Origin of the sequence: Alkalihalobacillus phoenicis (genome assembly GCF_047302405.1) — a bacterium.
Taxonomy (GTDB): domain Bacteria; phylum Bacillota; class Bacilli; order Bacillales; family Bacillaceae_D; genus Alkalihalobacillus.
Genome location: NZ_CP154853.1, coordinates 1169880 through 1181895, shown reverse-complemented (window position 1 = coordinate 1181895; position 12016 = coordinate 1169880). Strand labels below are relative to the sequence as shown.

Annotated in this window: 11 protein-coding genes and 2 pseudogenes; 2 read left to right on the top strand and 11 right to left on the bottom strand. The window is 40.4% G+C overall.

Annotation, left to right across the window (positions count from 1 at the left end; translation table 11 throughout):
- Positions 1–859 precede the first annotated feature (859 nt).
- The 7 genes and pseudogenes from AA0017_RS05520 to AA0017_RS05490 all read right to left on the bottom strand — a co-directional run bounded on the left by AA0017_RS05520 (position 860) and on the right by AA0017_RS05490 (position 5816).
- Positions 860–1234 carry a peptidoglycan-binding domain-containing protein gene (locus AA0017_RS05520; protein WP_413382411.1) on the bottom strand — a complete coding sequence of 125 codons (375 nt, stop codon included), beginning with the start codon at positions 1232–1234 and terminating at the stop codon, positions 860–862.
- Positions 1235–1336: 102 nt separating this feature from the next.
- Positions 1337–2077 (bottom strand): annotated as a pseudogene (locus AA0017_RS05515) (N-acetylmuramoyl-L-alanine amidase); the annotation flags it as partial.
- 244 nt (positions 2078–2321) lie between these two features.
- Positions 2322–2864 carry a TIGR00730 family Rossman fold protein gene (locus tag AA0017_RS05510; protein WP_413380087.1) on the bottom strand — a complete coding sequence of 181 codons (543 nt, stop codon included), beginning with the start codon at positions 2862–2864 and terminating at the stop codon, positions 2322–2324.
- A gap of 397 nt (positions 2865–3261) precedes the next feature.
- A complete protein-coding gene (locus AA0017_RS05505; protein ID WP_413380086.1) occupies positions 3262–3423 on the bottom strand; it encodes a hypothetical protein in 162 nt (53 codons plus the stop codon).
- A 113-nt stretch (positions 3424–3536) separates the two neighbouring features.
- Positions 3537–4503, bottom strand: a pseudogene (locus AA0017_RS05500) (AMP-binding protein).
- Between the two features lie 43 nt (positions 4504–4546).
- Positions 4547–4717, bottom strand: a complete 171-nt coding sequence (locus AA0017_RS05495) for a hypothetical protein (RefSeq protein ID WP_413380085.1) — start codon at positions 4715–4717, stop codon at positions 4547–4549.
- A gap of 34 nt (positions 4718–4751) precedes the next feature.
- Complete coding sequence (locus tag AA0017_RS05490) at positions 4752–5816, bottom strand: flavin-containing monooxygenase (protein ID WP_413382408.1); 1065 nt, start codon at positions 5814–5816, stop codon at positions 4752–4754.
- A gap of 859 nt (positions 5817–6675) precedes the next feature.
- On the opposite strand from AA0017_RS05490, the gene AA0017_RS05485 reads away from it, so the two are divergent.
- Positions 6676–7905 carry a DNA polymerase IV gene (locus AA0017_RS05485; RefSeq protein WP_413380084.1) on the top strand — a complete coding sequence of 410 codons (1230 nt, stop codon included), beginning with the start codon at positions 6676–6678 and terminating at the stop codon, positions 7903–7905.
- A complete protein-coding gene (locus AA0017_RS05480; protein WP_413380083.1) occupies positions 7902–8240 on the top strand; it encodes a YolD-like family protein in 339 nt (112 codons plus the stop codon). The genes AA0017_RS05485 and AA0017_RS05480 overlap by 4 nt, the downstream gene beginning before the upstream one ends.
- A gap of 101 nt (positions 8241–8341) precedes the next feature.
- Here AA0017_RS05480 and AA0017_RS05475 read toward each other — a convergent pair whose 3' ends face one another.
- Genes AA0017_RS05475 through AA0017_RS05460 form a run of 4 tightly spaced genes read right to left on the bottom strand, consistent with a single transcriptional unit; the run spans position 8342 to position 11130 of the window.
- Complete coding sequence (locus AA0017_RS05475) at positions 8342–9892, bottom strand: acyl-CoA carboxylase subunit beta (RefSeq protein WP_413380082.1); 1551 nt, start codon at positions 9890–9892, stop codon at positions 8342–8344.
- A 59-nt stretch (positions 9893–9951) separates the two neighbouring features.
- The gene (gene mce, locus AA0017_RS05470; RefSeq protein ID WP_413380081.1) at positions 9952–10377 is read right to left on the bottom strand and encodes a methylmalonyl-CoA epimerase; all 426 of its coding nucleotides are present in this window, start codon (positions 10375–10377) and stop codon (positions 9952–9954) included.
- Between the two features lie 49 nt (positions 10378–10426).
- Positions 10427–10720: a hypothetical protein gene (locus tag AA0017_RS05465; protein ID WP_413380080.1), complete on the bottom strand. Its 294-nt coding sequence runs from the start codon at positions 10718–10720 to the stop codon at positions 10427–10429.
- Positions 10717–11130 (bottom strand): acetyl-CoA carboxylase biotin carboxyl carrier protein, encoded by a 414-nt coding sequence (locus AA0017_RS05460; RefSeq protein ID WP_413382405.1) that lies wholly within the window; start codon positions 11128–11130, stop codon positions 10717–10719. Before AA0017_RS05460 ends, AA0017_RS05465 begins: the two co-directional genes overlap by 4 nt.
- Positions 11131–12016 lie beyond the last annotated feature (886 nt).

Below are 12016 nucleotides of genomic sequence, written 5' to 3'. Positions count from 1 at the left end.
CCAAAGGGAATCATAGTTGCTCTATGATTCCCTTTGCGGCTCTTATTTATAGGCTTTTGGCTTCATTCGAGCTCTATGATTCCCTTTGCGGCTCTGATTCATAGGCTTTTGGCTTCATTCGAGCTCTATGATTCCCTTTGGCACTCTGATTCATGGGCTTTTGGCTTCATTGGCTCCCTTTGATTCCCTTTGCGGCTCTGATTTATAGGCTTTTGGCTTCATTGGCTCCCTTTGATTCCCTTTGCGGCTCTTATTCACATGCTTTTGGCTTCATTGGCTCCCTTTGATTCCCTTTGCGGCTCTTATTCACATGCTTTTGGCTTCATTGGAGCTCTTTGATTCCCTTTGCGCCTCTTATTCACATGCTTTTGGCTTCATTGGAGCTCTTTGATTCCCTTTGCGCCTCTTATTCACATGCTTTTGGCTTCATTGGCTCCCTTTGATTCCCTTTGCGGCTCTTATTCACATGCTTTTGGCTTCATTGGAGCTCTTTGATTCCCTTTGCGCCTCTTATTCACATGCTTTTGGCATCATTGGAGCTCTTTGATTCCCTTTGCGGCTCTTATTCATAGGCTTTTGGCATCATTGGAGCTCTTTGATTCCCTTTGCGGCTCTTATTCATGTGCTTTTGGCCTCATACGAGCTCTATGATTCCCTTTGGCACTCTGATCACAGACTTTTGGCTTCATTGACCTCCTTTGATTCCCTTTGCGGCTCTTATTCATGTGCTTTTGGCCTCATTGACTCCCAACCATTCCCCGCTCCTTTCTTTTCCCCTTGTCTAGTAAAAAAAGAATCATCAGCCCTCATAGACTAATGCTCCTAATAGAATGGCTTTTCATTAATAAAATCAGCTTTTTTAAAACAACCGATTCCAAGTAACTGGTCCTACTTTTCCATCAACAGTTATTCCTTGTTGTCTTTGAAAATTCCGGACAGCTCTTTCTGTGTTAGGACCGTAAATGCCATCGACCGTCACACCTAACCTTCTTTGCACTTCACGAACGTCATCCCCACGCATATTAGGGCTTCTTAATGTTAATAAGCGACTATACATTGGTTTTGTTTGTGGGTTTTCAATCGCAGCCCATGTTTTAGGACCAACGATCCCATCTGCTGTTAACCCTTGAGCTCGTTGAAATTCACGGACTTTTTGCTCTGTGTTAGGTCCAAAAATACCATCCACCGCTGCTCCAACAGCTCTTTGCACAGTCCGAACATCGTCCCCAGTCATCATTGGGCGTGTATTTCTTAATGTGCGTTTTTGTCCACCCCCTCCTGATGCTGGTGGAGTTGATGGGGCTGGCGGTGGTGGGGTTGGTGGCTGTGGGGGTGCTTCTAACGCTTTTGCTAGAGCCTGATTCGTCTGTGGTCCTACAATTCCATCAACGGTTATATTTTGTTTACGTTGAAAAGAACGGACCGCATTTTCGGTTTCTGCACCAAAATCACCATCTACTCCAAATCGTGGTAAACTCTCCCCTACTTTTAAAAGATCTTGTTGTAATTGTCGAACAGCCTCACCTTTGCTCCCTCGCCTTAACAGGTTCGATGGCGTTTGAACTCCTCCTACTTCAGGCTTTTCGATGATATCAACATCTGGTGACTGACGTACTTGAGCGATAAATGAGTCCCACATTTTTAACAATGTAGCCGGACAATTTTTTCCCGTCCAACGCTGATGTGGTACGACGTTGTTTATTGAAATACCGTGATCCTCCATTAAAAAACGAATTAATGAAACAGCATTCTCCGTTGCCTCCGTAAAGACTCCATCGCTATTTACACATATTTCGATGCCAATCGATTCACGATTGCCTTGTCCAGTCCCACCATCTCCTGCATGCCAGCCAATCTCATTAGTAGGTAGATGTTGATAAATCGTAGCACCATCATCAACTGTATAATGCCAACTAACTGAAGTAGTCGGATTTTTAACATATTCGGCATGCATCCTGGCATCTGCTCCATTTCGACGATTCGCCGTTTCATGAACGGTAATAAAACGTGGCGTCATTCTCGTTCCTGGACGATTTCGATTGCTAGTCGGAATAAAATCTTGTCTAATTTCCATAATACATACTCCTCCTTCCTTTCCCTATCACATTTATTGATATGCACTTCGATAGTCTCTCAAAATGATCTGTTTGATAAATAGATCTTACTTTACGTTATGCCACATCTTTTTAAAATGGTTAGGACAAACAGGAATTTTTTTCGTGCTGCTTATCTTCTAAATCGAATAGGCAGCAAAAAATGGGGAGGAATTTCAAAAAATGCTACAATCTCCAAAAAACGAACGACTGTAGCATAGGTTTGTCTCAATTTTCACTTAAGATTCTTTGTAGCAACTGTGCTGGCTCGTCTTCCATAATGATTAACTTTCGATAGGGTTCCTTGACAAACCCTTGCTTGATCATATGTTCAAACAAATCTAGCAACGGAGTATAGTAACCATTGACATTTAAGAGACAACACGGTTTATTATGATAACCTATATGGGCCCAAGTTAACACTTCAAACCATTCCTCCATCGTGCCAGCTCCTCCTGGTAACGCAATAAATGCATCGGCTTGCTCTGCCATCATCGCTTTTCGTTCATGCATTGTTTGGACGACGTGCAACTCTGTAATTTGACGATGAGCGATTTCGACACTCGCTAATTTCTCTGGGATCACTCCTACGACCTCGCCTCCCTCTTTCATGACGGCATCTGCAACAGCCCCCATACATCCAACAGTCGCTCCACCGTAAACAAGTCCAAAGTTATTTCGGGCTATCTCTTTTCCTAATAATCGAGCCATCTCCATATAAACCGGATCATTTCCTTCATTTGCCCCACAAAAAACCGCAATTCGTTTCATCAGCTCTCTCCCCTTCTTCGTCTCTCTTTCTTTATTTTACATCAGAATCACAAAAATTCTTGTCGTTTTTTTGTAAAAAATCCCTTAAACTTTGCTTCATGGGATACCGACAACATTTCGGGAATTTTGTACGTTAAGGGAATAACAAATTAAAAAAGTCAAAATCTCATACAATTAAGAAGTGAAAAGGAGCAATTCTGTTCATCTTGTTAAGGAGTATAAGAAGAAACATAAAAAACCTCCTCTATAATTGGCTTTGAGGAGCTCTTATAAAAATTACCATAATTTGTATATCGATAAGTGGAATACACTTTCAACGCGTATTATTGACAATCGATTAATTTCTATATACAGTTTTCATCCCGTTGAAACGAGTTTCAAGTGGACACCTCTTAAATTATAAAACAACCTCTGCTAACTCTACTGCTTTTTGGTTTTGGCCAAATTGATTGGTTTTCCAAGTAGTCTCTATATAAATATCTGCCAAACTTTCATATTTGCCTTTATATTTTTGCGCCCATTCAAGAGCAACAATGCTTTCATTTGAACTACTCGCCACTTAGCTAACGCTTGAAGTGGGAGATTCTTGGGAACAGAGCGTACTTGCCAGCAGAGGTTTCTCTTATGGACCAAGCTATCCCCGTCGATTCCTACGGTTCTTGTTTTATTTATTTAGGCCGAAGCTAGTTGTCGTAAGCCTTCAGCTACTATGTTTTTACTTGCATTTACGTCTCTATCGTGATGGTTATGGTAAATAGGACACGTCCAATCCCTTATTTCAAGAGATTTCTTGCCCTCTTGATGTCCACATTCGGAACAGATTTGACTAGATGGATACCACCTGCTTATTTTCACGATGTACGTCTGTTTCGACTAGAATGGTTACAAAATATTTTCCACTAGGATTTCGTCTAACCGTCGCACGAAGAATACGACCATGTACGTCACGACTTTTAGCCAAGCGAACATACCCTAGTTTCGGCAATTTGATTTTGCTGTTTACAATGGCAATGTTATGGTTTGTTTCTACCGTCGTGTAGGATTGTACCTGATTCTTTTTAGATTTGAAACGCGGCACTTTATTTTGTTTCTTGAAAAATCGAGTATAGGAATCAGCAAGGTTTTTCAGAGAGGATTGAAGGGAAATGCTGTCCACTTCTTTTAGCCATATGAATTCCTTTTTTAGTTGGGTTAATTCAGCCGAACAAGAAGAATACGTTAGCCCTTTGCCTGTTTCTTTGTATGTACCATGTTCTTCTGGTAGCATAATTGCCCCACTAGGACCTGCTTCGGTTAGTCCATACACACTTGTCAAACGATCGGTGGCAAATTGCTTAGATATATAATTTACTTGCTCTTTTGACAGCGGAGCTCCACCATATACCCACCATTTCATTGACGATAAATCGTAATTCTTCAGTTCAGAATGGGGTGCAGTTAACAAATAAGCTACTGGGGCACCAAAGAAATGGGTGGTGCGATAAGATGAAACCGATTTCAAAAAAAGTTCTGGAGTAAATGTTGGCGTAATAACCACAGATGCTCCGACAACCATCGCTGACATTAAAAACAAATGAAGTGGTGCTGAATGGGTAAGTGGCATCATAATTAACAATTTACTATCAGTTTTCACTTCCATCTCCACTGCGATCATTTGAGCAACACTCATAATATTACGATAACTAAACAACACCCCCTTTAGGAGCACCAGTTGTACCTAATGTATATAAAATCGTACTATGATCATCTTCCGTTAAGGTACAAACAATCTCATCTGCAGAAGATAACTCAAGTAATCTTTCAAAGCTAAGCCAGTCTTCTGCCTTTTTACCAGTTTTTATTTTAAGTGTCATCTTTGAGACCTTCTCGACTGCCGAGAACACCATTTCATGTACGATTCCCTCCGGTTACTTGATTAGCAATAAATTGTGCATCTTCCCCTACTCCAAGAAGTAATGCAGAACCCCTTCTGTACTGCCAAGATAGGCCAATGAAATATAATCCTTTTTCGCTGGTTACACCTCTTTTGTGGTTCGGTAATCCATTGGAACTAAATACATTATCAGCAGAAGGTTGTATCCAACTATAGTCATTTTTATAACCCGTGGCCCAAATGATATTTGAAGGCATAATGGATTTATTATTCGCAAAATAGACTGTATTACCACTAACATCGGTAGCCCTACCTAATATATCAATGCGCCCGTTTCGAATAAGTGGTTTAATTTCTTTTCCTATAATAGGATCATTCTTCTTGATTTTTTGGCCTATTTTCGAGCGAATAGTAAAACGCATAACCCCTAATACACTCAACCACCAAAAGATACTTTTTCCCAGCACCTGATAGGGGAAAAATTTAGGTTTTTTCCCTAAAGATAAATGCACTTCCTTGTCGTTATTCACCAATTCTACAGCTATTTGCATCCCAGAATTCCCTCCACCTACAATAAGAACATCCCCTTCTTGTAATGAAGAAGGGTTCTTATAGTCCTCCGTGTGCATTTGATAAATTGATGAAGGAAGCTTTTTATGAAACTCAGGAATAAACGGTACTTGAAAAGGACCTGTTGCTATGATGACATTAGAGCAACAGAACTCTTGATTGTTATTAGTGTTGATTAAGAACTCATCGTGAACCTTAACTACCGAAATAACCTTTGTACCCATTTCAACATTAAGGTTAAAATTTTGTTGATATTCTTGCAAATAATCAGCAAGCTCATCTTTGTCAGGGTAACCTGACGGATCGCCCTTCATTTTTAAACCGGGCAATGAGCTGTGAGAGCGTGGTGTGAATAATTGTAATGAATCGTATCTAAATCTCCAGGAATCGCCTACATTCTGATGACCATCGATAATTAAGAACGATTCATTTTTTAATTGGAGATGATATCCCATTGTTAACCCTGCCTGACCTGCTCCTATGATGATTGTTTTGTATTTATTCAAAATAAAGACGATTCTCCTTTTTAAAAGTATTAAGAGCGTATATTTGAAAACCATATTTAAAATTCTTCTTTTTCGTAAGCTACCTTACATGCAGACCTTCGCACCTTACCACTAGAGGTTTTCAAAATAGTCTCTGTCTTAATTAAATAGATAGCATATGGTTGTATACCATATTCTTTCATTATATTTTTTCGAATACTTTTTAGAATTTGTTCGGAATGAAACCCTTCTATAAAAACACCCTTTGGGGAAGGTGTTGACACTGATGTATATTGAAGAAAAGCGAGCTCGTCCCCATTAAGGCATGAATATAAGTATCAACTGGAGGTAAGTCCATTGTATCTAACGATATGCATTGAGCGCCCGTCTTTATTTTTAAAACATAGTTTTGTAGCATGCTAGTTGTGAAAATGACATCTACTAATGAGCATCTGTCATATTCAAAAACCTCAACTCATTCAATTAATTGGTCCAAAAACCAATTTAAGGATAATTTATAATGACTTAATTTATTTGTCAATATATAAAATATGCGTTTTCTCCCTAGATTTATATCTAAATAATATAGCTAGGAAATCTAAATTAATCTCATAGTTTTCCAATTAGATTTTAATAGGCTAATGAGACTTAACGTCCAAACAGATAATGTCATGTTAAATATCATAAAATCGTTTTATAATAACCCTAAAAAATATTCTAATATAGTTTATTTTATAGCCGTCCATATTTCACTTAAACGAAACATTCTAACCAAACTGAATCATTAGCATCCTTCACTTCCATTATTTCTCATTGAATAACGAACATACTTTCGCATATAATAAAACACGAACATAAGTTCCTAAAAAGGTAGGGGGTAAAAATGAGGGTTATTTTTTTGATTGATATGCAGTCATTTTATGCCTCAGTTGAAAAAACACGCTATCCAGAACAGGTGGAGAAACCACTTGTCGTCTCAGGGGATCCGGCTCGTCGAAGCGGTGTTATCCTCGCTGCTTGTCCACTCGCCAAATCATATGGAATTCAAAATGCAGAACGATTATGGGAAGCAAAGCAAAAATGCAACGACTTATTAATTGTTCGCCCTAAAATGCAAGAGTACGTTGATATTTCCATGCAAGTTACGGAGTTATTAAAACAATATACTGACTTAGTTGAACCCTTTTCAATCGATGAACAATTTCTTGATGTTACCGGTAGTCAACAACTTTTTGGTCCACCCGAACAAATAGCGAAACAAATTCAACAACAGATTTGGAATCAGATGCATGTTCGAGCCCGTATCGGCATTGGTGAAAACAAAGTACTCGCCAAAATGGCCTGTGACTTATTTGCGAAAAATAATAAAGACGGGATTTACTGGCTTAAACAAAAGAATTTAGCCGAGACACTTTGGCCGCTGCCAATCGAAAAGCTCTACGGTGTTGGAAGTAAACGTACAAAACATTTTCGCAATATGGGGATTCGTACAATTGGTCAATTTGCCGAAACACCGTTAGAACGCTTTAAGAAAAAATGGGGAATTCCTGGTCATGTACTATGGATGACGGCACATGGCATTGACTATTCACCAGTTACGACCGAATCTCACGACGGGCAAAAAGCGATTGGCCATGGTATGACACTGCCTCGAGATTATGACAATAAAACGGATATTAAAGTCGTTTTATTAGAGCTTTGTGAAGAAGTGTGCAGAAGAGCTCGGTCAAGAGGTGTACTTGGAGAGACCGTAAGTTTAAGCGTTTCCGGTGCTAGCTATGACATGACCCGTGGCTTTCATAGGCAATTAAAAATGGAGCAAGCAACAAATATGACACTTGAACTTTTTCATGCCGCCTGTCAGCTTCTCGAAAGCTTTTGGCACGAATATCCAATCCGCCGCTTAGCTGTTTCCCTTTCAACACTTTCAAGTGACCAAGAAATTCAGCTAAGTTTATTTGAGCAAAACCGCGAGCGATTGCTAAAACTTGAATCGACAATGGACACGATTAATTCTCGCTTTGGCAAAACTACGCTCATGCGAGCTACCTCACTGCTCTCTGCTAGCCAAGCAAAAGATCGTGCCGCAAAAATTGGAGGTCACTACCGATGAATGAACATTTAAAAAGAGGAAATTTGCTTTGGGAAGGAAGTCGAATGTTTCTTCCTGAGCATAAAGAAGCCTTACTTAAACAAAAAGAGGAGGAACAAAAAGTCCCAAAACCTGAGTTGGATGAACAAGCCTTTCAGGAAATCGCGATCGTCATTTTGGACGCCCTCAACCATACACTCCCTGTCAGCATTGATTATTGGACACTAGGAAAAATCAAACAGGCTGAGGGCTTAGTCAACCGCGTCCATGAAAGGGAACAGCTAATTTACCTTGAAACAGCTAATGGTCCGATCACACTAAATTTTAATAGTTTAATTAACGTGGAGCTGCTTTAGTTAAATCGCCGCTTTGGAGGAGTGCTATTAGAGAGCGTATCGCAATAGGAAGGATTCGAGTTAGAGTTTCCCACCACTCAACCTACTTTCACTTCCTCATTTTAAAGCGGTAAATTACCGTGTTTCCTTTTAGGTCGTGATTCTTTTTTTGCTCGAAGCATTTGCAAAGCTTCTTTTAACTTCTTCCTTGTTTCACGAGGGTCAATAACATCATCAACCATTCCATAAGAAGCGGCAATATAAGGATTAGCAAACTGCTCTCGATATTCAGTTATTTTTTTTCTTCGCGTTTGTTCCGGGTTCTCACTTTGTTCAATTTCTTTTGCAAAAATAATATTCGCTGCTGCTTCAGGCCCCATCACCGCAATTTCAGCATTTGGCCAAGCATAGACAAGGTCAGCACCTATTGATTTTGAATTTAACGCCACATAAGCTCCTCCAAAGGCCTTTCGCAAAATGACTGTAATCTTCGGGACCGTTGCTTCGGAATAAGCATACAAAATCTTTGCTCCGTGCCGAATAATTCCGCCCTGCTCTTGGCTAGTACCAGGGAAGAAACCACTGACATCCTCAAATGTAATGATTGGAATATTAAAAGAATCACAAAAGCGAACAAATCGAGAAAGTTTATCGGAAGCATCAATATCAAGCCCCCCTGCCATCACTTTCGGTTGATTAGCAACGATCCCAATACTATCCCCAGCGATACGAGCGAAACCAACAACTATATTCCTAGCGAATTTTGCATGAACTTCCAGAAAGTCAGCGTTATCAACCACTGCTTCGAGCACCTTCCGTACATCATAAACCTTTGTCGCCTCCGCTGGCACAAGTTCAAGTAATCGTTCACACCAATCATCCCGCTCATCATTTTCGATAACAGCAGCTTTCTCCAAATAACTTTGCGGCAAAAAAGTTAAGAGCCGACGAACTTCCTCAAGCAAGGCAGATTCCGATTTTGCGGTAAAATGAGCACACCCACTCATGCTAGCGTGCATCTTCGCTCCCCCTAACTCCTCAGCTGAGATTCGTTCACCTGTTACCGCTTCAATCACTTTAGGACCCGTAATAAACATTTGACTCGTCTGCTCAACCATAAAGACAAAATCCGTCAAAGCAGGTGAATAAACCGCCCCACCGGCACAAGGACCAAGAATAACTGAAATTTGCGGAATCACCCCTGAAAAAATCGCATTTCGATAAAAAAGCTGCCCGTAACCGTCTAAGGAGGCTACTCCTTCTTGAATTCTCGCCCCACCTGAATCATTTAATCCAATAATCGGAGCTTTCGCTTTAACAGCTAAGTCCATCAATCGAGCGATTTTTAGTGCATGCATTTCTCCTAAAGCACCACCAAATACCGTAAAATCTTGAGAAAAGACATAGACGAGACGACCAGAAATCTCACCATACCCCGTTACGACCCCATCCCCAGGTGCTTCCATTTTCTCCACCCCTAACTGAGTGGAGCGATGCTGAATAAAAGCATTTAATTCGACAAACGAACCTGGGTCCAGCAAAAACTCAATTCGCTCCCTAGCTGTCCATTTTCCACGCGAATGCTGAGCACGAATTCGCTCCTCGCCTCCACCAAGTTCAATCTTCCGTTTACGTGCCATTAGATCATGCAATTTGTCATACTCATTATTCATAGGCTTCACCACCTTATCGCAAAATAAAAACTCACCCAAAACGAATAAGAAAAAAGCCCCTATTTATGTTCAGGAGCTTGCTCACAAAGTTCAATCAATACACCGTGAGTTGATTTCGGGTGGAGAAAACGAATAAAATGTCCCTCTGCCCCAAGTTTGGGCTCATCTCCAATAGATTGAACCCCTTTCTCTTCCATAAAAATAAAATCTTCTTCCATCTTCTCCGATTTAAAGGCCAGATGATGAATTCCTTCTCCCCTCCTTTTAATAAATGAAGCAATTGGACTATCTGGAGACGTTGCTTGTAACAATTCAAGCTTGCTCCCGCCAAGCTCAAAAAAAGCAATTCGGACCTTTTCACGCTCAACTGTCTCAAAGCCAAGAAACGGCAACCGCAGAATATCTTTATAAAAGACTAACGATTGCTCTAAATCACAAACGGCTATCCCGATATGGTCTAGCTGACGCACACTACGCTCTAACATCCCCCTCTTCCTTCCTTCATCCCTCTACTAAAAATCAATACTCCTTTATTCATAACGGCTTAATCAGAAAAAGGGATTGTTTCTTATGAGTAGTATTAGCTTTCGTAATGTGAGACATTCTCACTTTTAATGTATTTTGTGCCTTCTTATTAGTCTGTTTTTCTTCTATTTTTTTATTAAGTTTAGCATCCCTTATGTCAAACTCAGATTCGCTAACTGTAGCCACTCCACTATGCCGTTTTAATATCAGCTTTGTTTCCCCATTTTCCGTTTCAATTTCTACCTCTTGCAGAGAAGATGCTTCAAACCATTTGATAATCTCCCTGATTTCATGCAGTTTCAAGTAATCTCCTCCCCTTTAAGTTCCTTCACGAGTAAAAGAGGCTGACCGTACTCAATAATCTCCCCATCCTGAACAAGCCACTCGACCACAACACCAGCCATCGTCGTTTTCATTTCTTGGCTTAATCTCAAGGCTTCTACCTGACAAACAGCGATTTTTTGTCCTACTTGAATCACATCACCCACTTGTATAAACGGATTAGAAAAGCGACCAACAAATAAGGACTTGACACAGTTTACATTTGGAACAATCGCCATCTCACCAGCATTGTTTAAACCATCTTTTTGCTCCACTTTCTCCATTAGTGAGGGGGATTTCTTCAAATAAAAACGGACTCCATTATTCACAAACGTTAATTCATTGACAGAGGAACGACTCATCAACCGGATTAATTCTCTTAATTCGACCATATTGAGCAATTAATGATCCCTCCTTAAAATAAAAAGCACAGTCCGTTTGGGCAGAAGCGAGAACATTAAGGATCAACGCTAAGTTCGCGCCATCCTGCCGCAACGCCTTGTACCCACGTCCTGTGGGCAGGGGGCGGCTTCTGAAGTCGCTTTTTGACTTTATAGGCAGACCGATTTTTCTCGAGCTTCTAACAGGCGTAGCTAGGTTAAATAAACAAAACTCCTCACAAGTTCAAATGCACCTTGTTCCAAAAATATGCAAATTTCAGATACGATATGTCAGCAAAAATGAAAGGACAAACTAGAAAAATATAAAACTAGCTTGCTCAAGGTAAGGAGGTTACTCTGAAATTTGGATTCGTACCTTAATTCGGACAACTTGACTTTTTTAATACCTACCACCTGTTTTTCGCACCTTATTTTCGACAGCTCACCTTTTTCATTACCTATCCACGATTATTCGTAATCCCGCATTCAAACCACGTATATAATCCACCAGCACCTCTTGGTACGATAGATCTATCAAATGAAGGAAGAGGGCTGTCTTCTAGAAAGATTTTTTTTAGGACTTACTTTTATTCGGCTGCTTCTGGCTTCATTGAGGGGCTTTGATTCCCTTTGCGACTTTGATTCATAGGCTTTTGGCTTCATTGCGGTCCTTTGATTCCCTTTGCGGCTTTGATTCATAGGCTTTTGGCTTCATTGCGGTCCTTTGATTCCCTTTGCGGCTTTGATTCACAGGCTTTTGGCTTCATTGGCGCTCTTTGATTCCCTTTGCGGCTTTGTTTCATAGGCTTTTGGCTTCATTGGCGCTCTTTGATTCCCTTTGCGACTTTGATTCATAGGCTTCTAGCTTCATTGCGGTCCTTTGATTCCCTTTGCGGCT